Raw genomic sequence first — 24,387 nt, 5'->3', positions numbered from 1 at the left:
ATGCGCACATTCGATGAGATGTATCTGAGCTTGCCCGCCGAAGGTGGTGCGGTGCGAGACCACTATCGGGACTATGCGCAGTGGCTGGGCAAACAATCGCAGGAATATCTGCGAGCGCGCAGTGCCGAGGCGGAAATCGTTTTTCGCCGCGTGGGTATCACCTTTGCCGTCTATGGCGACAAGGACGAGAGCGGCGCCGGTACGGAGCGCCTGATTCCGTTCGATTTGATCCCCCGCATCATTCCGGCCCATGAGTGGGCCAGCATGCAGGCCGGTCTGGCTCAGCGCGTGAAGGCGCTCAACTGCTTTATCCGCGATGCCTACCATGGCCAGGACATGGTGCGCGCCGGTCTGATTCCGACGGAGCTGGTGCGCGGCAACAGCCAGTACAGGCCCGAGATGGAGGGCATTCAGGTGCCCAACGATGTCTACGCCAATATCGCCGGCATAGACATCGTGCGCGCGCCCGATGAGCAGGGCAACGGCGTCTATTACGTGCTCGAAGACAATCTGCGCGTGCCATCGGGTGTTTCCTACATGCTGGAGAACCGCCGCATGACCATGCGCCTGTTCCCCGAACTTTTCGGCAAGCATGCCGTGGCACCCGTGGCCCACTATCCCGACATGCTGCTCGACACCCTGCGTGCCAGCGCACCGTCGGGCGTGCTGGAGCCCACGGTGGTGGTGCTGACGCCGGGCATGTACAACAGCGCCTATTTCGAGCATGCCTTCCTGGCCCAGCAAATGGGGGTGGAACTGGTCGAAGGCCAGGATCTGGTGGTCGAGAAAGACGTGGTCTATATGCGCACCACCCAGGGGCTGCAGCGTGTGGACGTGATCTACCGCCGTGTGGACGATGATTTCCTCGACCCCGAGGTCTTCAGGCCCACATCGACGCTGGGCTGCAAGGGCCTGATGCGGGCCTACCGCGCAGGCAACGTCAATATCTGCAATGCCGTGGGCACGGGCCTGGCCGACGACAAATCGGTATATCCCTATGTGCCGGAGATGATCCGCTTCTATCTGGGTGAGGAGCCCATTCTGCAGAACGTGCCGACCTGGCTGTGCCGCAAGGAGGACGACCTCAAATACGTGCTCGACCACCTGCATGAGCTGGTCGTCAAGGAAGTGCATGGTGCAGGTGGCTACGGCATGCTGATCGGGCCGGCGGCGACCAAGGCCGAGATAGAGGCTTTTCGCCGCGTGCTGGTCGGCAATCCTTCGGGTTATATCGCGCAGCCCACGCTCTCCCTGTCCACCTGCCCGACCATGGTGGAAAAAGGCATAGCGCCGCGCCATATCGACCTGCGGCCCTTTGTGCTCACGGGCACCGAGGTCAATATGGTGGCCGGTGGACTGACGCGTGTGGCGCTCAAGCAGGGATCACTGGTGGTGAATTCGTCTCAGGGCGGCGGAACCAAGGATACCTGGGTGCTGGAAGATCAAGGGGGAGCTCGCTGATGCTGTCACATACCGCAGATCATTTGTACTGGATGTCCCTCTACACCGAGCGGGCGGAAAAAAATGCTGCAAGCATTTTTTCACCAGAATACGGCGCGCGCGTTCAGCGCGTGCGGGGTTCTCCGCCCAAGGAGGGCCTATGCTGAGTCGTACCGCCGATCATCTTTACTGGATGTCCCGCTACACCGAGCGGGCGGAGAACACCGCGCGCATGCTCAGCGTGGCTTATGAAACCGCCATGCTGCCGCAGGCCATTCATGATGCGCACCGTGGCTGGCAGAGCGTGCTGTCCATCAGCGAGCTGATCCCGGCTTTCAAGGCTCAGTTTCCCGTGGTGGATCGTGAGTCGGTGCTGCAGTTCATGGTGTCGGACGAGGCCAATCCGTCCTCCATCTTTGCCTGTCTGAAGGCTGCACGCGAGAACGCGCGTGCCGTGCGCGGTGCGCTGACCACGGAGTCCTGGGAAACGCAGAATCAGACCTGGCTGGCGCTGCAGCGCCACTTCGGCAAGGATGCCTGGAAAAAGGATCCGGCGCAGTTCTTCGAATGGGTCAAATACCGCTCACACCTGTGGCGCGGTGTGTCGCTGGGCACCATGCTCAAGGACGAGGCGCTGCACTTTGTGCGCCTGGGCACTTTTGTCGAGCGGGCCGACAACACGGCACGTTTGCTGGATGTGAAGTTCCATTCCATAGAGCGCGACTACCACGGCATGCCGCGCGGTCGCGCCCTGATGAACTTCGACTTCTATCACTGGAGCGCCTTGCTGCGCAGCGTCTCGGCCTTCGAGGTCTACCGCAAGGTCTACCGCGATGTGATCACGCCCGAACGCGTGGCCGAGCTGCTGATGCTGCGCGCCGACATGCCGCGCTCGTTGCTGGCCAGCATGCATGAGGTGGTCAAGAACCTGGAGCGCGTGGCCAACGACCATTCGCAGGAAACCACGCGCAAGGCCGGACGCTTGCTGGCCGACCTGCAATACGGTCGCATCGACGAGATACTGACCACCGGCCTGCACGCCTATCTGACGCAGTTTCTCGACCGCGTCAACGATCTGGGTTCCGGCATCAGCCGGGACTTCCTGATGCCGACCTGAGGCCGGGGTCTCCAAAGCAAAAGCGGCCCTGAGGCCGCTTTTGTCTTTCAGCGTGAAGCCGAAATTATTCGATCTCGCCCATCAGCGACTGCAGATAGTTCTGCGTGCCGACCTTGTCGATCAGGTCGAGCTGGGTTTCGAGGAAGTCGATGTGCTCTTCGGTGTCGTCCAGAATCTTCTGCAGCAGATCGCGCGAAACATAGTCGCGCACGGATTCGCAGTGTGCGATGCCGTCCTTGATGGTCTGCTGCGCCGCTTGCTCTAGGCGCAGGTCGCAGGCCAGGGCTTCCGGCACGTCCTCGCCGATCTGCAGCTTGCCCAGGTCCTGCAGATTGGGCAGGCCGTCGAGCATGAAGATGCGGTCCATCAGCGCGTCGGCATGCTTCATCTCGCCGATGGATTCCTCATATTCCTTCTTGGCCAGCTTGTCGAAGCCCCAGTGCTTGTACATGCGGTAATGCAGAAAGTACTGGTTGATGGCGGTCAGTTCGTTCTTGAGCTGGGCTTGCAGCCAGGAAATGACTTGTGCATCACCTTTCATGGCGACTCCTTCTCGGGCAGTTGTTGTTCGCGTTGATTGTCCATGCTTTATGAGGCAAATCAAACAAAGTCCATGCCCGCGCGAATTGGCTGCATCTGATGCGCGTTCTCGTTTAGCTTACGTTGTTGCCGGACGGACTTCCCGCGCGAGGTTTGACTCAGTGATGACAACAAAAGCTATGAGCGTGATTGAAGGACTATTGGCTTGAACTACCTGGTTTCGGCCCACAATAGAAAGCTGAGCTGCACAGCGGTGCGGCTTGACTTCAGAAGCCGGGAATCTTGTTTGATAGGTTTTGTAAATCAATTTGATGAAATCAATCGATTGGTTTTATTAAGTGGACCGCTCTAAACTTCATCCTGTCTTCAAACACTAACCACAAGGAAACAGCAAATGTCTCTGATCAACACTCAAGTTCAACCTTTCAAGACCGAAGCTTATGTGAACCGCAACGGCAAGGGTGAATTCATCACCGTGACTGAAGAGAGCCTGAAGGGCAAGTGGTCTGTGGTGATCTTCATGCCCGCCGCCTTCACCTTCAACTGCCCCACCGAAATCGAAGACGCAGCCAACAACTACGCCGAGTTCCAGAAGGCCGGTGCCGAGGTCTACATCGTGACCACCGACACCCACTTCTCGCACAAGGTGTGGCACGAAACTTCCGACGCAGTGGGCAAGGCCAAGTTCCCCCTGGTTGGCGACCCCACACACCAGCTGACCAACGCTTTCGGCGTGCACATCCCCGAAGAAGGCCTGGCTCTGCGCGGTACCTTCGTGATCAACCCCGAAGGCGTGATCAAGACCATGGAAGTGCATTCCAACGAAATCGCTCGTGACGTGTCCGAAACCCTGCGCAAGCTCAAGGCTGCCCAGTTCACCGCCGCCAACCCCGGCCAGGTGTGCCCCGCCAAGTGGAAGGAAGGCGCCAGCACGATCACTCCTTCGCTGGATCTGGTCGGCAAGATCTAAGCCTGATACCTATCGGCTGAGCGCGCAAGTGCTCTGAAAGCCGGACGACGTTCAGGCAACTGCTGCCCGTCCGTCCGGCTTTTTTTCGCCCAGTTTTTGCTTTCATGGGCGGGCAAAGGCTTCAAAAGCACTTTGCTGCATTGCATCAACAACTCTAAATTCAAAGGAATCCACCATGCTTGACGATCAACTCAAAGCCCAACTCGCCGCCTACCTGGAACGCGTGCAGCAGCCGTTTGAGCTGGTGGCTTCTCTGGATGACAGCGAGACCAGTGCACAGATGCACGACCTGCTGAAAACCATCCAGTCCCTGCGCAGCGACAAGATTTCCCTGCGCACCGACGGCAGCGATGCCCGCAAGCCCTCGTTCACGCTGCAGCGTCAGGGTACGGCCACCCAGCTGCGTTTTGCCGGTCTGCCCCTGGGCCATGAATTCACTTCGCTGGTGCTGGCCCTGCTGTGGACTGGCGGTCATCCACCCAAGGTGGAGCAGGACGTGATCGACCAGATCAAGGCACTGGACGGCGACTTCAACTTCGAGGTCTATATGAGCCTGAGCTGCCACAACTGCCCCGATGTGGTTCAGGCACTGTCGCTGATGGCCATTCTCAACCCCAAGGTCAAGACCACGGTGATCGAAGGCGGCGCCTTCCAGAAGGAAGTGACCGAGCGCGAAATCATGGCCGTGCCCATGGTGTTCATGAACGGCAGCGTGTTCGGTTCCGGTCGCATGACCATCGAAGAAATCGTGGCCAAGCTGGACACCGGTGCAGCCTCGCGTGACGCAGTCAAGCTGTCGGCCAAGAAAGCCTTCGACGTGCTGATCATCGGCGGTGGCCCTGCCGGAGCGGCAGCCGCTGTGTACGCAGCTCGCAAGGGCATTCGCACCGGCGTGGCGGCCGAGCGCTTTGGCGGCCAGGTCAACGACACGCTGGCGATCGAGAACTACATCTCCGTGCTGGAAACTGACGGACCCAAGTTCGCCGCTGCATTGGAGGCCCACACCCGTGCCTATGACGTGGACATCATGAACCTGCAGCGCGCAGAGAAGCTGATTCCCGCTGCGCATCCCGGCGGTCTGGTGGAAGTGCAACTGGCCAACGGTGGCTCGCTCAAGGCCAAGACCGTGATCCTGTCCACCGGTGCGCGCTGGCGCAATGTGAACGTGCCTGGCGAGGCCGAGTACAAGAACAAGGGCGTGGCTTACTGCCCGCACTGCGATGGTCCGCTGTTCAAGGGCAAGCGCGTGTCGGTGATCGGCGGCGGCAACTCCGGCATCGAAGCTGCGATTGACCTGGCGGGTCTGGTGGCCCATGTGACAGTGGTGGAATTTGCCGATCAGCTCAAGGCCGATGCCGTGCTGGTCAAGAAGCTGCACAGCCTGCCCAATGTGACCGTCATCACCAATGCCCAGACCACCGAGATCACGGGTGCCAACGGCAAGGTCAACGGCCTGAGCTACAAGGACCGTACAAGCGGCGCAGAGCACCATGTGGAGCTCGAAGGTGTGTTTGTGCAGATCGGCCTGGTGCCGAACACCGAATGGCTCAAGGGCACACTGGAGCTGAGCAAGTTCGGCGAAATCATGGTGGATGCCAAGGGGCAGACCAGTCTGCCCGGGGTGTTCGCCGCCGGTGACTGCACCACGGTGCCTTACAAGCAGATCGTGATCGCCGCCGGCGCCGGTGCCACTGCAGCGCTGTCGGCCTTTGACCATCTGATCCGCAACTAAACGGCCTGCATCGCTTGCAAGGTAAGCGATGGTCGCTATTAAAAAAGGACTGCTTGGGCAGTCCTTTTTTCTTATGGACGGCCGCGAGGAGGGGGCATGGCCGCCGGGATCGTCAGGGCTGCAGCGTTCATCGGGTCGGGACAGCCGCCTGAAAACAGGCGGTGGAGCAAGCCGCAGCCTTGCGGCAAGGCCCAATTCCCGGTTTTGTAACGAATTTATTTGCGGTTGAGAATTATTCGCATATACTTTCTCCATTCAGCCAGCCAATGCCGTGCCAGCTACAGGCCGCGAAGCCTCTGACGTTTCGACCTGTGGCCATTGAGGTACCTATCAGAAGCCAGCTCTTGTCCATTTCTATGAATAAAGAGGGTTTCTGGTATGGCATCCGCCACCGCTTTGCACGCCCGCGCCATGCTGGCGCCACGCTCCAATCTCCGTCCGCTGGCTCTGGCCTGCGCACTGGCCTGCGCTGCCATCTCGGTTCAGGCGCAGCAAAAGTCTTCCGAATCCATTCAAGTTGCAGCGGCCCGCACCGACCGCAACACTCCCGTGCTGCGCGATGTGGTGGTCAGTGCCTCGCGCGACGAGCAGGACGCCGACAGCCTGCCCATGACGGTGGACGTCATCGATGCCAAGCAGATGGAGGAGGAGCAGGTCGGCGACATCCGCGAGCTTGCAGCCAAGCTGCCCAATGTGACCGTGCCGCGCAGTCCGGCGCGTTTCACGTTGGCCGGCTCTCCTACCGGTCGCGACCAGAACAGCGGCTTCAATATCCGCGGCCTGGAAGGCAACCGCGTACTGATGCTGGTCGATGGCGTGCGTCTGCCACGCAGCTATACCTTCAGTGCCAATGCCTTTGGCCGTGACTATCTGGACCTGGGTCTGGTGCAGCGTGTGGAAATTCTGCGCGGTGCCGTGCCTGCGCTCTATGGCTCGGACGGCATGGGCGGTCTGGTCAACTTCATCACCGTGCAGCCCAGCGATCTGCTCAAGGACGGCAAGACCATCGGCGGCCGCGTCTCGGCAAGCTATGACGGCTCGGACAACGGCAAGCGCCTGGGCGCAACCCTCGCGGGCAAGGCCAGCGATGAATGGAGTTGGCTGCTTTCGGCCGGTGTGGGCCGCTCCAGCGCGCTGGAGAATATGGGCAGCAATAACACCGTGGGTGCTCTGCGCACCACGCCCAATCCCGAAAAGGACAAGAGCCATTCGCTGCTGGGGCGCCTGGTCTACACGCCTTCGGCCGTGCAAAAACATGTCTTCACGCTGGAAAACGTGGACAAGCGTGCCGACTACGACCTGTTGAGCGCTCGCAGCGCCACCGTCAGTGATTCGCGTGCCGAGACCACCATGAAGCGCTGGCGCGCTACCTGGCAGGGGCAGTGGCAGCAGCTCGATACGGCACTGGCCGACGAGCTCAAGCTGATGGCAAGCTATCAAAGCTCGCGCTCGCGCGAGTTCGTGACCGAAACCCGCACCCCACCGCTGGCCTATCGCGAGCGCGATGTGACCTATGACGAGGATGCGCTGCAGCTGCACGCCCAGGCCGGCAAGACGCTGCGCTGGAGCAATGGCGTCAGCGGCAAGCTCAGCTATGGCGTCGACTATCTGCGCGGCAAGGTGGTCAACGAGCAGAACGGCATCACGCCGCCGGCAGGCGAGAGCTTTCCGCTCAAGCGCTTCCCCGACACCACGGAAACCTCGACCGCGCTGTTTGCCCAGGCCGAGCTGCACTATGGTGCTTTCAGCCTGACGCCCGGATTGAGGGCCGAGCACTACAGCATCAAGCCCAAGCAGCAAGGGTTTGGCGGTACAGCGGTCAGCAATTCGGACTCCGCCGTCTCCCCCAAGCTGGGCGCCATGTTCCAGATGAACGATGCCTGGTCGGTCTACGGCAACTATGCCGCTGGCTTCAGAGCGCCGAACGCAGGGCAGATCAATGCCTTCTTCGAGAACCCGTTCATGTTCTACAAGAGCATTCCCAACCCCGATCTCAAGGCGGAAAAAAGCAATACCTTCGAGTTGGGCCTGCGCGGCCGCATGAATGCGCTGCGCCTCGATGCCGCAGTCTTCACGGGCCGCTACAAGGACTTCATCCAGGATCAGGTGCAGGTTGCGGGCGAATACGGCGATCGCAACAACCCGGCCACGTTCCAGTCCGTCAATCTGAACCGCGTGCATATCAGCGGCTTCGAGCTCAAGGCCGACTATGACTGGGGCCGGTTTGCGGGCGGCAACTGGCGCACCAATGCCGCCTATGGCTACACCAAGGGTACGGACAAGAGCACCAACAAGCCGGTGGACACCATCTCGCCTCAGCAACTGGTGCTGGGCGTGCGCTACGACCGCTCGAATGTGGGCGTGCAGCTCAGCGCCTCGCACTGGGCAGGCAAAAAAGACAAGGATGCGCCTGATCTTTCCTCGGGCCGCCCCTTGCTCAGCCCATCCGCGACGGTGCTGGATTTGAGTGCGCAATGGCGTATCCGTCCGGGCACGCGTCTGAATGTGGGTATCTACAACCTGACCGACAAAAAGTATTCGCGCTGGGCGGATGTACGTGGCTTGAGCCGCACGACGCAGATTGCCGATGCCTATACCCAGCCGGGCCGCAATGTGCGCGTGTCCCTGGTTCAGGACTTCTGATTTTGTAGCTGAAAGCGCTTGTTTGATAAGCGCTTGAGATCTGTTTGACTCAAAAACTGCGGGAGTGTGCCATGTCTGTTTTCGAGAACGCCGCCAATGCCCAGAGTGCTTCTGGCAGTCGCGATGAGGAATATCTGCTTACCGAGGGCGAAGCCCAGCTGGCTACGGTGCTGGCGTTGATGACCGGTTTCAGCCAGGGCTGCTGTGCGGCGCACCGCGCGCCCATGGCTCAGAGGGTATCGACGCAACTGGCGCGCATGGCCGAAGGCCTGGACGGCTGTGAGCGCTCCGAGGACATGCGCCACTTTCTGCAAAAGCTGGAGCAGCGCTGGGCCTCCGTGGCCCAGGTGCTGGCCCTGCCTGAACAAGAGCCCGAAGCCCAGGCTTCGGCTCCCCGCTTTGACGACGAATTTTCCAACCCACAACCACACTGGCATCACAGCCCGGAGACCCTGCAATGAACGCCATCACCTCCCCCGAAATCCAGACCATGACCGCGGTGCAAATCCGTGAGCAATTCGCGCAAAAGCGCGAGCAAGGCCTGCGCGCCAAGGATGCGGCCGAGGCGCTGCAGCTGAGCGAAGGCGCGGTCATCGCGGCCCATGGCGGCGAGCATGAGCGCACGCTCAAGGCCGTGCCGCTGCGCGCCGAATGGCTGGACATTCTTAAAGGCCTGGAAGTCTGCGGCACCGTGATGGCGCTCACGCGCAATGAATCCACCGTGCATGAAAAAGACGGCATCTATCAGAACCTCTCGGCCCAGGGACCGGTCGGTCTGGCGCTGAGCCGCGAGATCGATCTGCGTCTGTTCTTCATGCGCTGGCATGCCGGCTTTGCCGTGACCGAGGAGTCCGCCAACGGCAATCGCCCCGCCATGCGCAGCCTGCAGTTCTATGACGCAGCCGGCCGTGCCGTGCACAAGGTGTTTGCGCGCGAGGCCACGGACATGGCAGCCTGGAATGCACTGGTGGAGCGCTTTGCCGAGCCCTCCGCAGGCTATGTGTTCCGCGAGCCTGCGGCCAAGCCTGCCGTCAAGGCCGATGCCGAGATCGACGTACCCGCGCTGACCCAGGCCTGGACCGATATGAAGGACACGCATGAGTTCTTCGAGATGCTGCGCAGGTTCGGTGCCGAGCGCCAGCAGGCCTTCCGTCTGGTGCCCCAGTACTGCGAACGCCTGAGCACCGACGCGGTCGCGCAGCTGCTGGGCGATGCGGCGGTGGACGGTGTCTCCATCATGGTGTTTGTGGGCAGCAGCGGCTGCATCCAGATCCACACCGGCCCCGTGAGCAATATCCAGCCCATGGACGGCAAGGACGGCGTGCGCTGGATCAATGTGCTGGACAAGGGCTTCAATCTGCATCTGCGCACCGACCTGATCGCCAATGTCTGGGTGGTGCAGAAACCCACCAGCGATGGCGTGGTGACCTCGGTCGAGGCCTTTGATGCCGAAGGCAACAACATGGCCATGTTCTTTGGCGAGCGCAAGCCCGGCCAGCCCGAGCTGCAAGGCTGGCGCGATCTGGTGGCAGGCCTGCCGCGCAAGACTGCAGTGGCGGAGGCCGCATGAGCACCCCAGGCATTTCTCGACGCCAGGGTCTGCACTGGCTGGGCGCGGCCGTGGCGGGTACGGCCCTGCCGGCCCTGGCACAGACCGCCGCTGCCGCGCCAGGAGCGAAGCGGCTGGTGTCGCTCAGCGGCGCACTGACCGAGGTAGTCTACCTGCTCAATGCCCAGAACCTGCTGGTGGGCACGGACACCACCAGCCTGTTCCCCGAGGCGGCGCAAAAAACCGCCAAGGTCGGCTATGTGCGCCAGCTCTCGGCCGAAGGCCTGCTCTCGCTCAAGCCCGATGCGGTGATCGCAACCAGCGAGGCCGGGCCTCCCGTGGTACTCGATCAGATCCGTCAGGCTGGCGTGCGTGTATCGCTGGTTGCGGCCAGGCACAACTGGGCCGAGGTCCAGGAAAAGGTCAAGGTTGTGGGGCGCGAGACAGGTCGTTCCAGCGAGGCCGACAAGCTGCTGGCCCAGCTCGATGCGCAGTGGAGCAGCGTCCAGGCCCAGGTGGCCAAGGCCCAGCGCAAGCCGCGCGTGCTGTTTGTGCTCTCGCACAGCGGCAGTCCGCAGGTGGCGGGCAAAGGCACGGCAGCCAATGCGCTGATCCAGTACGCGGGCTGTGTCAATGTCATCGACCAGTTCGACGGCTACAAGCCCTTGACTGCCGAAGCCATGGCCAGCGCTGCGCCCGAAGTCATCATCAACACCACGCAGGGCATTGAAGCACTGGGCGGAGAGGCTGCCTTCTGGAGGCGGCCCGAGCTGGCACTGACGCCGGCCTATGCCAAGAAGGCACTGGTGACGCTGGAAGCCAGCCATTTGCTGGGCTTCGGCCCGCGCCTGCCCAGTGCCGTGCAGGCTTTGCATATGCGCGCACTGCAGTGGGTGGCCTGAACATGAGCGCAAGCATGGGGAGCGTGGCACCAAAGCCAGCAGTCGAGCTGCCCGTCGCATCACGTTGGCGCACTCCTGCTGGGCGGCTCAGCCGCAGCGCAGCCCTGCTGCTGGGGGCGGCTCTAGTGTTGCTGGCCATGGTGTGGGGCGCGGCCAGCGGTGCCTATGCCATTGCACCGGGGCAACTGCCCGGGATTGCCTGGGACGGGCTTCGCAGTCTTTTTGGCGCTGCCGTGGACAGCGGCCCCGAGCATCTGGTCTTTCTCAATATCCGCCTGCCGCGCCTGCTCATGGGCGTGGCTGCGGGTGCAGGACTGGGGCTGGCCGGCGCATTGATGCAGGGGCTGTTTCGCAATCCTCTGGCCGACCCCGGGCTCATCGGCGTGAGCAGCGGTGCGGCCCTGGCCGCCGGCATCACCATCGTGCTGGGCGGAATGTATCTACCCTGGCTGCCGCGTCATCTGGGCAGCTGGGCCCTGGTGGCCATGGCTTTTGGCGGCGGTCTGGCCGTGACCGCCGTGGTTTATGTACTGGGCCAGGTCCAGGGCACGACCCGCATCGGCCTGATGCTGCTGGCCGGCATTGCCATCAATGCGCTGGCCGGTGCCGGACTGGGCTTTCTGAGCTTTGTATCGACGGACGAGCAGCTGCGCAATCTGCAGATGTGGCTGCTGGGCAGCCTGGGCGCCTCGCGCTGGAGTGCAGTGGCCCTGGTGTCGGCGGCTGTGGCCGTCAGCGCAGCGGCGGCGCTGGCGCTGGCCAGGCCGCTGAATGCGATTGCCCTGGGCGAAGCCCAGGCCAATCTGCTGGGCGTGGCCGTGGAGAAAACCAAGCGCCGCGCCGTGATGGTGGCGGCGCTGGCTGTGGGCGCCGTGACCGCGACCACGGGCATCATCGGCTTCATCGGTCTGGTCGCGCCGCACTGGGTGCGGCTGATTGCCGGTCCCGATCATCGCGTGGTGCTGCCGGGATCGGCCCTGCTGGGTGCGGCGCTGGTGGTCAGCGCCGATGCCGTGGCGCGCACCATCGTCAAGCCGGCCGAGCTGCCGCTGGGCGTGCTCACCGCGTTTATCGGCGTGCCGCTTTTCCTGGCCATGCTGCGCCAGTTCAGGAGCAAGGTATGAGTGCGCACCACAGGCTGTCCAGCCTCGAATGCCGCAATCTGGGCGTAGGCGTAGCCAAGGGGCCGCGCCTGGCGACGGTGGATGTGCGGATTCAGGCCGGGCGCTTTACCGCCATCCTCGGCCCCAACGGCGCCGGCAAGTCCACGCTGATGTCCATGCTGGTGGGCGAGCGCGTGCCGCAGTCGGGCCAGGTTCTGCTTGACGGGCTGGAGCTGTCCGGGCATGCGGTGGAGGGCCTGGCACGTCGGCGCTCCGTCATGCCCCAGGATTGCAGCGTGGCCTTTGACTTCACGGCCCAGGAGGTGGTGGAGCTGGGGCGCTATCCGCATCGTCACCAGCCAGGCAGCGGGGAGGCGCAGATTCCGGCGCAGGCCATGGCGCTGACCGGGGTTGATCATCTGGCGCAGCGCAGCATCAACACGCTGTCAGGCGGCGAGCGGGCTCGCACCCATCTGGCCAGGGCTTTGGCGCAGATCTGGCAGCCGCCCGCCGACGGCGCGGCGCGCTGGCTGCTGCTGGACGAGCCCACTGCCGCTCTCGATCTGGCCCATCAGCACCACGCCATGCGCCTACTGCGCCATTGGGCCGGGCAGCAGGGCGCAGGCGTGGTGGCGGTGATCCATGACCTGAACCTGGCGCTGCGCTATGCCGACGATGTGCTGGTGCTGGGCGGTGATGCCGGAGTGCATCACGGTGCGGTGCTGGATGTGCTGCAGCCTGCGCTGGTGCGCCAGGTCTGGGGCATGCAGTGCGACCCGGTGCACAGCAGCGACGGCGCGCTGCAATATATTTTTGTAGCGGATACCGCTTTGTCAGCTTGAAATTTCAGTGGACTGCATTGAATTCTGAAGCCAGTCATGCGCAGGCTGCTTCAGATTCAATATCTCACGACTTGGCTGTCACTGGCTGTCAATGTGTATGCACGGTCAGCGCAACCAGCTTGAGCACCAGCGGCCTGACCATCATTACGCAGAAAAACGCCACCGGCATGGCCAGCGCATAGGCGCTGAACACACGACGGACGTAGCCGGCATCAAAGCCGGTATTGGCCGCCACAATGGTGCAGCACATCAGGAAGGCCATGATGCCGGCCATGAAAAACGCGAAAACAAACGGCGTGTAACGCCTGTGCAGCTTCAGTGCGGAAAGTCTGGAGGAGAAGGAGCTGGAGTATGAATTCATGGGAACGATGCTGAAAATGCATTCGGCGTCATGGCGACCTGCGTTGCTGTGTCAAAGGCTTGAGGCCGAATGCATGGATGGGAAACAGGGTTGAACTGTAAGCATCAGCGGCGGCCGGCGGTAGAGGTCCGGGGCTTGTTGTACTCATAAGCAGAACTTTCGAATTCAATTGGAGATACATTCGCAGTCATGCCGAATCTGCGAGCCATAGAAACCTTTGTCAAAGCGCTGGAAGGCGGCTCCATCGCCTCGGCTGCGCGCCAGCTGGGCATTTCGCCCGCCGCTGCCAGCCAGAACATCGCGCGGCTGGAGCGCGAGCTGGGCACGCGCCTGATCACCCGCACCACCCGGTCCATGGCCTTGACCGAGGCCGGCGAGAGCTATCTGGCGCGCGTCGCTCCGGTGCTCGACGAGCTCGAAAAGGCCCAATCCGATCTCTCGCTGATTCATGGAGAGCTGCAAGGCCGCCTGCGCATTGCCTGCATGGCAGCCTTCGGCCGCCATGTGCTGGCGCCGCTGCTGCCGGCGTTTGCCGCGCTGCATCCGCGACTGGAGCTGGAGCTCTTGATCACGGACCGGCATGTGGATGTGCTCAAGGAGGATGTGGACATCAGCGTGCGCTACCGCGATGTGCTGGAGCCCGGCATGTCGGTGCGGCTGCTGGCCTCGGTGCCGCGCATTCTGTGTGCCTCGCCCCAGTACCTGCAGCAGCATGGCCGACCGCAGTCGGCACAGGATCTGCTCGAGCATCCCTGTCTGCTGTATCGGCGCGAGCGCGACGGCAGGCTCATGCGCTGGCCCTTTATGCGCGATGGCCAGCGCACCGATCCGCAGCAGAAAATTGCGGCCATAGGCAGCGATATCGATGCCCTGGTAGAGTTCGCCGCTGCCGGTGGCGGCATCGCCTGGGCCGGCAGCTTCATCGTCCATGAGGAGATGCGCAAGGGGCGGCTGGTGCCTCTGGCACTCAAGCCGGCGCGCAAGGGCCAGTTGCAGTTCGAGGATGCCCCGCTGGACTTCTTCGCCTGCTTCAAGGACCGTAAATATGTGCCGGCCAAGGTTCGCGCCCTGGTGGACTATCTGCTGCAGGAGCTGCCGCAGCAGCCCGTCCTGCGTTGAGCGAGGACAATGCGTGGCGCCTGCATTGCCCGTAGTTCTTGACGCCGGCGCGGGCTAAAGGCACGGGCTAGGTAAGGGCGGCCGAGCAAGAGCCGCCTCGCAGCGAGGGCTGCGTCCCCTTGGGGAAGCGGCGAAGCCGCTCAGGGGGAGGCTTAATGTCCCAGATGCTGCGGCAGCACTTCCTGCAAGATGGTGGTGGCAATCTCTTCGATCGACTTGGTGGTGCTGGACAGCCACTCGATGCCGCTTCTGCGCATCATGGCTTCGGCCTCGGCCACCTCGTAGCGGCAGTTGGGCAGGCTGGCGTACTTGGAGTCGGGGCGGCGTTCGTTGCGGATGCTGGACAGGCGCTCGGGCTGAATCGTCAGGCCGAACAGCTTCTTGCGATAGGGCTCCAGCGCGGGCGGCAGCTGCTTGCGCTCGAAGTCTTCGGGAATCAGCGGGTAGTTGGCCACCTTGAGGCCAAACTGCATGGCCAGGTACAGGCTGGTTGGCGTCTTGCCCGAGCGGCTCACGCCCACCAGAATCACGTCGGCGCCGCTCAGGTCGGAATGGGTCTGGCCGTCGTCATGGGCCAGCGTGTAATTGATGGCCTCCATGCGCTCCAGATATTCCTTGCTCTCGCTGATGTCGGCAAAGCGGCCCACGCGGTGCAGCGACTTCTGGCCCAGTTCCACCTCCAGCGGGCGCACAAAGGTGCCGAACATGTCGAACAGCTTGCCCTTGCAGTTGGCTTCAAGGAATTCCAGCATCTCCTGATTGACCAGGGTGGTGAAGATGATGGGCTTTCTCTTCTCCACCTCGGCCACATGGTTGATTTGGCGCACGGCCTGATGAATCTTGTCCATCGAGTCCACAAAGGGGATGCGAATCAGCCTCGGCTTGCTCTCGAACTGGGCCATGATGGCCGTGCCAAAGGTCTCGGCCGTGATGCCTGTGCCGTCAGAAATGACAAAAATTGTATGGGTATGCATGGTGCGCGCAGTTATTAGGTGGGACCTGTGCAAGCAATGCCATGTCCCGGACTCTGAATCTGGTTTGAGCCACGCGGCGCTCGCCGGCTCAGCCTACAATGGCGCCCATTATTCCCAAATTCAAGCCCATGCTCGTTGACGGTCAACATCCAGAACAGCAAAGCACTGCACTCAAGCAGCATGGGTTCGCGTGCCCTGGCCATTCAGCCCAGAGCCGCCTGCGTACCGGTTTTTAACTTTGGAGCTTCCCATGTCTCAACTGTTCGAGGCGACCGCTCTGGTCGTTCCGTTTGAAAAACTGAGAATGTCTGATGTCGAGTCCGTAGGCGGCAAGAACGCCTCGCTCGGCGAAATGATCTCGCAACTGCCCCAGGGCGTACGCGTGCCTACCGGCTTTGCCACCACGGCTCATGCATTCCGCGAGTTCCTGGCATTTGAAGGTCTGGCCGGCAAGATCTCGGCCAAGCTGGCCGCTCTGGACGTGGACGATGTCCGCGCTCTGGCCGCTGTGGGCGCGGAAATCCGCGCCATGGTGGAGAACCAGCCTTTCCCTGCCGATCTGGAGCAGGCCATTCGTGAGGAATTTGTCCGCCTGCAAGGCGGCAATGCCGAGGCATCGTTTGCCGTGCGCTCTTCCGCCACGGCAGAAGACCTGCCTGATGCATCGTTTGCCGGCCAGCAGGAAACCTTCCTGAACGTGGTGGGCATCGAAGACGTGCTGCACAAGATGAAGGAAGTGTTCGCGTCGCTGTACAACGACCGCGCCATCTCCTACCGCGTGCACAAGGGCTTCGAGCACGATGTGGTGGCACTGTCCGCCGGCGTGCAGCGCATGGTGCGCTCCGACAAGGGCGCTGCCGGCGTGATGTTCACCATCGACACCGAATCCGGTTTCGAGGAAGTGGTCTTCATCACCTCCAGCTACGGCCTGGGCGAGACCGTGGTGCAGGGCGCCGTGAACCCCGACGAGTTCTATGTGCACAAGCCCATGCTCAAGGCTGGCAACAAGGCGCTGATCCGCCGCAATCTGGGCTCTAAGCTGATCCAGATGATTTTTGCCACGCCCGAGGAAAAGGCTGCAGACGGCAAGCTGGTCAAGACCACCGATGTGGCCCACGAACTGCGCAACCGCTATTCGCTGACCGACGAGGAAGTGCAGCAGCTGGCGCATTACGCTCTGGTGATCGAGCAGCATTACGGCCGCCCCATGGATATCGAATGGGGCAAGGACGGCACCGACGGCCAGCTCTACATCCTGCAGGCGCGCCCCGAAACCGTGAAGAGCCAGGCCAAGGGCCAGGCCGAGTTGCGCTACAAGCTCAAGGGCACGGGCACCGTGCTGGCCGAAGGCCGCGCCATCGGCCAGAAGATCGGTACCGGCCCCGTGCGCCTGGTGTCCGACATCTCGCAGATGGATCAGGTGCAGGCCGGCGACGTGCTGGTGACCGACATGACCGACCCCAACTGGGAGCCCGTCATGAAGAAGGCTTCGGCCATCGTCACCAACCGCGGTGGCCGTACCTGCCACGCCGCCATCATTGCGCGCGAGCTGGGTATCCCTGCCGTCGTGGGCTGCGGCAACGCGACCGATCTGCTCAAGGCCGAAACACTGGTCACCGTGTCCTGCGCGGAAGGCGATACCGGCAAGATCTACGACGGTCTGCTGGAAACCGAAGTGACCGAGGTCAAGCGCGGCGAGATGCCCAGCATCTCCACCAAGATCATGATGAACGTGGGCAATCCCCAGCTGGCTTTCGACTTTGCCCAGCTGCCCAATGAAGGCGTGGGTCTGGCCCGTCTGGAATTCATCATCAACAACAACATCGGCGTGCACCCCAAGGCAATCCTGGACTACCCCGCCGTTGACGCCGACCTGAAGAAGGCTGTCGAGTCCGTGGCCCGCGGCCATGCTTCTCCCCGTGCCTTCTACGTGGACAAGGTGACCGAAGGCGTGGCAACGATTGCCGCCGCTTTCTGGCCCAAGCCCGTGATCGTGCGCATGTCGGACTTCAAGTCCAACGAATACCGCAAGCTGATCGGCGGCAGCCGTTACGAGCCTGAGGAAGAGAACCCCATGCTGGGCTTCCGCGGTGCAGCGCGCTACATCTCGGCCGAGTTCGGCGAAGCCTTCAAGATGGAATGCGAAGCCCTGCGCCGCGTGCGTGAGGATATGGGTCTGACCAACGTCAAGATCATGATCCCCTTCGTGCGTACCCTGGGCCAGGCCAAGCGCGTGACCGAGCTGCTGGCCGAGAACGGCCTCAAGCGTGGCGAGAACGGCCTGCAGCTGATCATGATGTGCGAAGTGCCTTCCAACGCTGTGCTGGCCGATGAGTTCCTCGAATACTTCGACGGCTTCTCCGTGGGCTCCAACGACCTGACCCAGCTGACTCTGGGCCTGGACCGCGACTCGGGCCTGGAGCTGCTGGCCGCCGATTTCGACGAGCGTGACCCCGCCGTCAAGAAGCTGCTGGCTCATGCCATCAAGGCCTGCCGAGACCAGAACAAGTATGTGGGCATCTGCGGCCAAGGCCCTTCGGATCACCCCGACTTCGCCAAGTGGCTGGCCGACGAAGGCATCTCGTCCATCTCTCTGAACCCTGACAGCGTGGTTTCCACCTGGCAGAAGCTGGCTGAATAAGCCTTGCGCATCGGCATGCAGACGCATCACGCGCCCGTGCATGACGATGCTGTGTCGGATGCTCCGCGACAGGCATTCGATGCTTTGGGCAATCCGGTGGAAGTCACGTTCCCGCCGGATCTGCACGATACCTACCACCTGAGACTCAAGGCCTTGCTGCTGACGGTCTGGGTGGTATTTTCATTTGGTATCTGCTACTTTGCGCGCGATATCCAGGCGCTGGTGCCCGACTGGCCCGTGGCCTACTGGATGGCGGCCCAAGGGGCGGTCCTGATGTTCCTGCTCATCATCGTGGTCTATTGTGTGGCCATGGATTATTTTGAACGCCAGCAGGCGCGTGACGAGGCGCGCAAAGCGGCTGAGGCTCACGACGCCTCCTCTGCCGCTTCCGATCTTCATGCCTGAGCGGCCAGTTCTGAGCCGTGCCTATCACTGGCGGCTGCATCGCATCCTGTTTCTCTATGTGCTGGGAACGGCAGGCTTTCTGCTGACCATGCTCTGGGCCGAGGAGCGCGGGCTCTCTCGCCACTGGATCGGGCCCATCTTCCTGTTCTCCACGGTGATGGTGTACGCGGCCATCGGCGTGTATTCGCGCACCAGCGATGCCGAGGAGTATTTCGTCGCCGGCCGGCGCATTCCGCCTTTCTACAACGGCATGGCGGCCGCTGCCGACTGGATGAGCGCAGCCTCCTTCATCAGCCTCTCCGGTGCGCTTTATCTGCAAGGCTTTTCTGGAACCGGCACGCAGCCCGGCGGACTGGCCTATGTCCTGGGATGGACGGGCGGGTTCTGTCTGGTCGGCATGCTGATTGCACCCTATCTGCGGGCCATGAATCTCTATACCGTGCCGGATTTCTTTCAGGCGCGCTATGGCGGACGTTGGCCGCGTATTATTGCTGCGCTGGCGGCCATCACCTGTTCCTTCACCTATGTGGTGGCGCAGATCTATGGCGTGGGCCTGATTGCTGCGCGACTGACCGGCGTGCAGTTCGAGATCGGCATCATGCTGGGGCTGGGCGGCGTGCTGCTGTGCTCGTTCCTCGGCGGCATGCGGGCGATCACCTGGACCCAGGTGGCGCAATATGTGGTGATCCTGCTGGCCTTCATGCTGCCTGTCTCCTGGCTGGCCTACAAACAGCTGGGCAACCCCTGGGCGCAGCTGGCCTATAGCCAGCAACTGGGCAAGATTGGCGCCATGGAGCAGCAGTTGCTTTCCTCAGAGGCCGAGCAGTCGGTGCTGGAGGCCTATCGCACCCGCGCTCAGGTGCTGCAGGCCAAGCTGCGCGATGTGCCCAATGTGCTGGCGGCCGAACGCCAGGCACTGAGCGAGCATATCCGCGAGCTGCGCACCAGCAGCGGCAATATCGGCGCCATCATGGCCGCCAGCCGGGAGCTGGCCGCCATGCCCAAGGACGAGGCGGCGGCGCGCGAGCTCTGGAGCCGTGAGTTGCACGAGGCCTATGAGCGGGCCAAGCCGCTGGGCGGCATGCCGCTGCAAAGCCAGCCTTTCGCGGGGGATCCGGATGGCTCGCCGGCCGAGCGGCAGGCCTATGAGGAAAGTCGGCGCAATTTCCTGGCGCTGATGTTCTGCCTGATGGTCGGCACGGCCGGGCTGCCGCACTTGCTCACGCGCTATTTCACGGTTCCCTCGGTGTCTGCCGCACGTACCTCCGTGGCCTGGTCGCTGTTCTTCATCGGGTTGCTGTATCTGGGGGCGCCAGCCTTGGCCGTACTGGTGAAGTACGAGGTCATGAGCAATCTCGTTGGCACGCATTTCGATGCCTTGCCAAACTGGATAGCGCAGTGGTCAAGGGTGGACGCCTCGCTGCTGTCGGTGGAGGACATCAACGGCGATGGCATTTTGCAGTTCGCCGAAATCCGCATGGGGGCCGACCTCATCATGCTGGCCACTCCAGAACTCGGCGGCATGCCTTATGTGCTCTCCGGGCTGGTGGCTGCGGGCGGGCTGGCGGCGGCCCTGTCCACGGCCGACGGTCTGCTGCTGACCATCAGCAATGCCCTGGTGCGGGATCTCTATTTCCAGGAGCGCCAGCGCCTGGATACGCGCAAGCGCCGCATCTCGCCTGAACAGCGCGTGATTCTTTCCAAATTCGCATTGCTGCTGGTGGCTCTGTCGGCGGCGTTTGTGGCGGCGCGGCGCTCTTCGGACATTCTTCCCATGGTCTCTGCCTCCTTCTCTCTGGCGGGCTCGGCTTTGGTGCCGGCCATGGTGCTGGGCATCTTCTGGCGTGGCACCACGCGTCGTGGTGCGGTGGCCGGCATGTTGCTGGGCCTGGCCGTGACGCTTTACTACATGGCCTCGCACGTTCCAGGCCTGCAAGGGGTGCTGCCATCGGTCCTCCGTGGCGAAGCGCTGTGGTGGGGTATTCAGCCCATCTCGGCCGGAGTGTTTGGCGTGCCGGTGGGCTTGGCCACCACATTGCTCGTCAGCTGGTGGGAGCAGCGGCGGGCGAGAGTTTGAAAAACTCTTGATTGGATGGCCTTCAGCGATCTTTTGGGTCGGGTTCGAGGCAGTTTTCTGCTGAATATCCGCCGTGAGCTGATCTGGAGCATGGGCGGACCAGGCTTGCAGGAAAACCCGCTTTTCAGCTCCAGCCATAACTGCCACTCTGCAGGGCGGGAAGCAATTCAATGCACAGAGGGCGGGGTCGATGTATCTAGTCAAAACACCCGAGGGTCAGCTGGCCTTCAAGGAGCGCCATGCCGATTTGAGCCAGCGGCTGCGCTCGGCCTTTTTGCTGTTTGACGGTCGTCGCAGTCTTATGCAGGTGCTGGAGGCGACCTCGGCGCTGGGGGTGAACAAGGACGATATTCTGGCGCTGGTCGGCAAGGGCTGGCTGGCCACAAGAGAGTCGTCCGTCGCGGCTGATGCTGCAGCACAGGCCCATGCATCTTCGCTCTCAAAGAGCAGTTCGGCATCGTTGGCAACTGCTGACGTCGACCCTGGCAGCGCCCAGAGGCGCTACCAGAGGGCCTATCCGATAGCGGTGTCCATCACGGGGGCTCTTGGGCTCAAGGGCTTCCGGCTGAATCTGGCGGTGGAGGCGGCCATGGGTTATGAGCAACTGGCAGCGCTGGCTCCACGCATACGAGATGCTGCGGGTGACAAGGCCTATACGTCGTTGTACAGGGCGCTGTTTGAGGCGGATGAGACATGAGCACCATCTGTGCCGAGCCTCTCGCAAAGAAAAAAGCGGCTTCGGAGAGCCGCTTTTTTGATGAACCAGCCTGTTTTTAGACAGCCAGCAGTTCCACGTCAAACTTCAGCGTGGCGTTGGGCGGGATCACGCCACCGGCGCCGCGCGCGCCATAGCCCAGGGCGGCGGGGATCAGCAGCGTGCGCTGGCCGCCCACCTTCATGCCCTGCACGCCCTCGTCCCAACCCTTGATGACCATGCCGGCGCCCAGGGGAAAGACGAAAGGATCGTTGCGGTCCTTGCTGGAGTCGAACTTGGCGCCTTGCACGCCATTGTTGTAGAGCCAGCCGGTGTAGTGCACGGTCACGTTCTGACCGGCCTTGGCTTCGGCGCCTTCGCCCACGACGGTGTCTTCGTATTGCAGGCCGGAGGCAGTAGTGTTGAATGCCATGATGATTTCCTTTCAGCGCAAAGCAGAAAAAGGCGATGGAAAAAGGGCCCGCCAAGCACGCTTGGGGCCCTTGGATGATAGTGGTGCACCCGCTTGCTGCCAGTCCCCCGGCCGCAACTGCGGCAAGGTTTACTTCTTGGCGCGCGCGGCAACCCAGCGGTTGGCAAAGGCTTGTACATCGGACAGGCGCTTGAGCAGATCCTGCCCGGTCAGGGTGACGGTGTAGCCGTCGCTGCCATGCTCGAGCAGGCCGCACTCGCGCAGCTCCTTGATACGGGTGTTCAAGGTGTTGGGGGTGATGCCGCCCACACTGTCTTGCAGCAGTCGGAAGGTCTGGGGATGACCATCCCGCAAAGCCCACAGCACGCGCAGCGCATAGCGGCATTCGAGCTTCTCGAACAGCTGGTTGATGGCGGCGTTTTCCTTGGAGCTCATGGACGCTTCTCCTTGCGCAATGATGTTGTCGAGCTGGGCGCACTAGGCGCTTTCAGTGCCATGTCCAATGGACTATAGCGGTTAATTTATTTTGCTACAAGTTTAGTAGCTTCAAATCTTCGACTGCAACGCCTTGAAGTGATAAAGGCCACAAACAGCGCGCAAGTGTTGCGGGTCAGCCACGAATCAGGGAGAAGACTCGCTTGCTTCAGGGTTTGTAGCAATAGGGGCAGAACTGAAGCAGCCCTCGGGACGGGGTGGCGAGCCATGCCGGAAGTGTTAGTACTGGCTTAGGTGTTTCCGGGTGTAAAAATTGACTCTAGCCATTGATTTGTCAGAGCAAGCAGCTATGGAAATCATAGTTCCTGCTTTTGTGCCGGCATTTGCTTGAGTTGCACCAGCACCTGCAGCAGACGGTTGATCGGCGTGGCAATGCCCAGCGCCTGACCGCGCCGCACCACATAGCCGTTGAGATGGTCGATTTCCGTGGTCTTGCCGCGCGCCAGATCCTGGGCCGTGGAAGAGAGCTGTCGGGGCATGGTGCGCGCTATGGCCGCTACAGCCTCGTCCACGGAGGCCGGCAGCAGCACGCCGTCGGCCAGAGCTACGGCCTTGCACTCGGCGGCAATATCCTGCATGACGGCGGGTACGCCCTGCTGCGCGATCAGCCAGCCATAGGGCTGCTGGGTGAGGGCGGAGAGTGCGTTGTACACGCAGTTGATGATGAGTTTTTGCCAGAGTGCGGTCAGCACGCCGTCCGAGGTCTGGGTGGGGATGTTTGCTGCGCTGAACTGAAGTGCCATCTCGTCACCCTGCGGACAGGGGGCGATGAGCAGCTCGCCCCGGCCGAAGTGACGCACATGGCCTGGGCCGGCCATGGCGGTGGCGACATAAACCACGGCAGCAGCCACCGGCTGCTGACCCAGTACCAGGCGCAGGCGCCGGTCGTTGTCCACGCCGTTCTGCAAGCTCAGTACCTGAGTGTGCGCTGCCAGGTGGGGTTTGATCTGTGCAGCCGCTGCTTCGGTGTCGGTGGATTTCACGCAGAACAGCACCACATCGGCGCCTGCCACGGCACTGGCTTCGGTGCTGGTGGTGATGGGGATGTTCAGATCTTCTGTCGCCGTCTGCAGTCGCAGCCCGTGCTGGCTGATGGCCTGCATATGCGATGCTCTACCGATCAGCGTGACCGGGTGGCCGGCGCGAGCCAGCAGAGCACCAAAGTAGCAGCCCACCGAGCCCGCACCCATGACGGCAATGGACAGGCGGGGGGAGGCGGCGGTGTGGTTGACCATGTTCATGAGGCTATCTCGCAAAGAGGCTCAGCTCTTGAGCTTGAGCAGATAGGTCATCAGCTGGGCAGTGGAGGTTTCGACCTCCAGAAATTCATGTAGTGCCTTGCCGGTTTGCCAGGAAGAGTTCCAATTATTGCTGACCAGGGCTTGCTTCCAGCTGTCCTGGTTGCTTGCATGGTCGATAGCAGCCAGCAGTTGTTGGGCGCGTTCTGCCGGCAGATTCTTGCCTGTAAAGACGGCACGCCAGTTCGACATTTCAGCATCCAGACCCTGGTCGCGCATGGAGGCAATGCCGAACATGGCACGGCGTGACGAAACACCGAGGGCGCGCAGTTTGCCCGCCTGCAAGGCTTCTCTGAACTCGCTGTAACCCGAGATTCCCACCTGCACCTGCTTTTGCAGCAGGGCCTGGAGCACATCGTTACCGCCGGCAAAGGGTTTGTATTGCAGTTGCTCCGCATTGGCCTTGGCCAGGCGGGCCAGCATGCCTGCGTACATATGGTCCACACCGCCTGCAGAGCCTCCGGCAATGGTCAGTGCCGGCAGGTTCTCGCGCATGGCCTTGGCCAGTGCCTTGGGGTTGGCAAGCGGCGAGTCGGTGGGCACGGCCACCACCAGATAGTCGCTGGTCAGGCGCGCCAGGGGTTGCACCTGCTGCAGCTCTGCTGACTTCTTGTTCAGTGCCAGGGCGCCGACCATGACCATGCCGCCGATCAGCAGGCTGTTGGGGTCGCTGCCATAGCGTTTGGTGTACTCGGCCAAGCCTATGGTGCCGCCCTTGCCGCCGATGTTTTCATAAACGACCTTGTCCACCGTGCCGCAGCTGGTCAGCACTGCGCCCAGGGCGCGGCCAGTCTGGTCCCAGCCGCCGCCGGGGTTGGCGGGGATCACGATACGCAGCTGCGTGCCAAGGCGCTGGGGAGGATTGGCGATGGCTGCAAAAGGTGTAGACAGCAAGGCAGCGGAATAGCTTAGCCAGTGGCGGCGTGTCAGGGCATTGTCCGAGTGGGGGGTATTCATGTCTGTCTCCGTTGTTATGTGTCTTTTGGTGTGTTTGGCCGCAAGCGAAGGCTTGCTGACCTGGGCTGCATGCGAAAAAGCCCCGACCTGGGCAG

23 protein-coding genes are annotated in these 24,387 nt (G+C 62.1%); 16 read left to right on the top strand and 7 right to left on the bottom strand.

Going from position 1 to position 24,387, the window contains the following annotated elements; translation table 11 throughout:
• Genes V8Z78_RS20305 through V8Z78_RS20295 form a run of 3 tightly spaced genes read left to right on the top strand, consistent with a single transcriptional unit; the run spans position 1 to position 2,557 of the window.
• On the top strand, positions 1-1,461 hold the full coding sequence (locus V8Z78_RS20305) for a circularly permuted type 2 ATP-grasp protein (RefSeq protein WP_034392114.1): 1,461 nt from the start codon (positions 1-3) through the stop codon (positions 1,459-1,461).
• Positions 1,461-1,607: an alpha-E domain-containing protein gene (locus V8Z78_RS20300; protein WP_349731992.1), complete on the top strand. Its 147-nt coding sequence runs from the start codon at positions 1,461-1,463 to the stop codon at positions 1,605-1,607. The genes V8Z78_RS20305 and V8Z78_RS20300 overlap by 1 nt, the downstream gene beginning before the upstream one ends.
• On the top strand, positions 1,601-2,557 hold the full coding sequence (locus V8Z78_RS20295) for an alpha-E domain-containing protein (RefSeq protein WP_003057653.1): 957 nt from the start codon (positions 1,601-1,603) through the stop codon (positions 2,555-2,557). Before V8Z78_RS20300 ends, V8Z78_RS20295 begins: the two co-directional genes overlap by 7 nt.
• Before the next feature lie 64 nt (positions 2,558-2,621).
• Here V8Z78_RS20295 and bfr read toward each other — a convergent pair whose 3' ends face one another.
• Positions 2,622-3,098 (bottom strand): bacterioferritin, encoded by a 477-nt coding sequence (gene bfr, locus V8Z78_RS20290; protein WP_012837398.1) that lies wholly within the window; start codon positions 3,096-3,098, stop codon positions 2,622-2,624.
• A 393-nt stretch (positions 3,099-3,491) separates the two neighbouring features.
• Here bfr and ahpC point away from each other — a divergent pair, with 393 nt between their 5' ends.
• The 8 genes from ahpC to V8Z78_RS20250 all read left to right on the top strand — a co-directional run bounded on the left by ahpC (position 3,492) and on the right by V8Z78_RS20250 (position 12,838).
• Entirely contained in the window at positions 3,492-4,067 is a 576-nt protein-coding gene (gene ahpC, locus V8Z78_RS20285) for an alkyl hydroperoxide reductase subunit C (RefSeq protein ID WP_003057651.1), read from the top strand.
• A gap of 175 nt (positions 4,068-4,242) precedes the next feature.
• Entirely contained in the window at positions 4,243-5,799 is a 1,557-nt protein-coding gene (ahpF, locus tag V8Z78_RS20280; protein WP_349731991.1) for an alkyl hydroperoxide reductase subunit F, read from the top strand.
• A 378-nt stretch (positions 5,800-6,177) separates the two neighbouring features.
• Complete coding sequence (locus V8Z78_RS20275; protein ID WP_349731990.1) at positions 6,178-8,442, top strand: TonB-dependent hemoglobin/transferrin/lactoferrin family receptor; 2,265 nt, start codon at positions 6,178-6,180, stop codon at positions 8,440-8,442.
• Positions 8,443-8,513: 71 nt separating this feature from the next.
• Positions 8,514-8,903, top strand: coding sequence for a hypothetical protein (locus tag V8Z78_RS20270; protein WP_057091691.1), 390 nt, complete (start codon positions 8,514-8,516; stop codon positions 8,901-8,903).
• A complete protein-coding gene (locus V8Z78_RS20265) occupies positions 8,900-10,012 on the top strand; it encodes a hemin-degrading factor (protein ID WP_349731989.1) in 1,113 nt (370 codons plus the stop codon). The genes V8Z78_RS20270 and V8Z78_RS20265 overlap by 4 nt, the downstream gene beginning before the upstream one ends.
• Complete coding sequence (locus tag V8Z78_RS20260) at positions 10,009-10,893, top strand: heme/hemin ABC transporter substrate-binding protein (RefSeq protein WP_279091052.1); 885 nt, start codon at positions 10,009-10,011, stop codon at positions 10,891-10,893. The genes V8Z78_RS20265 and V8Z78_RS20260 overlap by 4 nt, the downstream gene beginning before the upstream one ends.
• Positions 10,894-10,907: 14 nt before the next feature.
• Entirely contained in the window at positions 10,908-12,017 is a 1,110-nt protein-coding gene (locus V8Z78_RS20255; RefSeq protein WP_279091056.1) for a FecCD family ABC transporter permease, read from the top strand.
• Positions 12,014-12,838: a heme ABC transporter ATP-binding protein gene (locus tag V8Z78_RS20250; RefSeq protein WP_280008950.1), complete on the top strand. Its 825-nt coding sequence runs from the start codon at positions 12,014-12,016 to the stop codon at positions 12,836-12,838. The genes V8Z78_RS20255 and V8Z78_RS20250 overlap by 4 nt, the downstream gene beginning before the upstream one ends.
• An 88-nt stretch (positions 12,839-12,926) precedes the next feature.
• Here the strand turns inward: V8Z78_RS20250 and V8Z78_RS20245 are convergent, their stop codons facing one another.
• Positions 12,927-13,199, bottom strand: coding sequence for a DUF2798 domain-containing protein (locus V8Z78_RS20245; RefSeq protein ID WP_003070654.1), 273 nt, complete (start codon positions 13,197-13,199; stop codon positions 12,927-12,929).
• Between the two features lie 189 nt (positions 13,200-13,388).
• Between V8Z78_RS20245 and V8Z78_RS20240 the strand changes: the two genes are divergently transcribed.
• Positions 13,389-14,318, top strand: a complete 930-nt coding sequence (locus V8Z78_RS20240; RefSeq protein ID WP_003070657.1) for a LysR family transcriptional regulator — start codon at positions 13,389-13,391, stop codon at positions 14,316-14,318.
• Between the two features lie 152 nt (positions 14,319-14,470).
• Here the strand turns inward: V8Z78_RS20240 and ppsR are convergent, their stop codons facing one another.
• A complete protein-coding gene (gene ppsR, locus V8Z78_RS20235; protein ID WP_003070661.1) occupies positions 14,471-15,292 on the bottom strand; it encodes a posphoenolpyruvate synthetase regulatory kinase/phosphorylase PpsR in 822 nt (273 codons plus the stop codon).
• 250 nt (positions 15,293-15,542) lie between these two features.
• Between ppsR and ppsA the strand changes: the two genes are divergently transcribed.
• From ppsA to V8Z78_RS20215, 4 genes are all read left to right on the top strand, one after another.
• Positions 15,543-17,933 carry a phosphoenolpyruvate synthase gene (gene ppsA / locus V8Z78_RS20230; protein WP_349731988.1) on the top strand — a complete coding sequence of 797 codons (2,391 nt, stop codon included), beginning with the start codon at positions 15,543-15,545 and terminating at the stop codon, positions 17,931-17,933.
• Positions 17,934-17,948: 15 nt separating this feature from the next.
• On the top strand, positions 17,949-18,338 hold the full coding sequence (locus V8Z78_RS20225; RefSeq protein ID WP_034349047.1) for a DUF4212 domain-containing protein: 390 nt from the start codon (positions 17,949-17,951) through the stop codon (positions 18,336-18,338).
• The gene (locus V8Z78_RS20220; protein ID WP_012837406.1) at positions 18,331-20,415 is read left to right on the top strand and encodes a VC_2705 family sodium/solute symporter; all 2,085 of its coding nucleotides are present in this window, start codon (positions 18,331-18,333) and stop codon (positions 20,413-20,415) included. The genes V8Z78_RS20225 and V8Z78_RS20220 overlap by 8 nt, the downstream gene beginning before the upstream one ends.
• Before the next feature lie 190 nt (positions 20,416-20,605).
• Complete coding sequence (locus V8Z78_RS20215) at positions 20,606-21,112, top strand: hypothetical protein (RefSeq protein ID WP_349731987.1); 507 nt, start codon at positions 20,606-20,608, stop codon at positions 21,110-21,112.
• 76 nt (positions 21,113-21,188) lie between these two features.
• On the opposite strand, the gene V8Z78_RS20210 is transcribed toward V8Z78_RS20215, so the two are convergent.
• The 4 genes from V8Z78_RS20210 to V8Z78_RS20195 form a co-directional block, all read right to left on the bottom strand.
• A complete protein-coding gene (locus V8Z78_RS20210) occupies positions 21,189-21,542 on the bottom strand; it encodes an FKBP-type peptidyl-prolyl cis-trans isomerase (protein WP_003070674.1) in 354 nt (117 codons plus the stop codon).
• 129 nt (positions 21,543-21,671) lie between these two features.
• Positions 21,672-21,977 carry a winged helix-turn-helix transcriptional regulator gene (locus V8Z78_RS20205; protein ID WP_003057624.1) on the bottom strand — a complete coding sequence of 102 codons (306 nt, stop codon included), beginning with the start codon at positions 21,975-21,977 and terminating at the stop codon, positions 21,672-21,674.
• Between the two features lie 356 nt (positions 21,978-22,333).
• Positions 22,334-23,278, bottom strand: a complete 945-nt coding sequence (locus V8Z78_RS20200; protein WP_349731986.1) for a ketopantoate reductase family protein — start codon at positions 23,276-23,278, stop codon at positions 22,334-22,336.
• Between the two features lie 21 nt (positions 23,279-23,299).
• A complete protein-coding gene (locus tag V8Z78_RS20195; protein WP_349731985.1) occupies positions 23,300-24,292 on the bottom strand; it encodes a Bug family tripartite tricarboxylate transporter substrate binding protein in 993 nt (330 codons plus the stop codon).
• Positions 24,293-24,387: the final 95 nt, after the last annotated feature.

The sequence above is a fragment of the Comamonas sp. wu1-DMT genome (assembly GCF_040187805.1).
GTDB lineage: Bacteria > Pseudomonadota > Gammaproteobacteria > Burkholderiales > Burkholderiaceae_C > Comamonas > Comamonas thiooxydans.
This window is presented reverse-complemented; position numbering and strand designations above follow the sequence as displayed.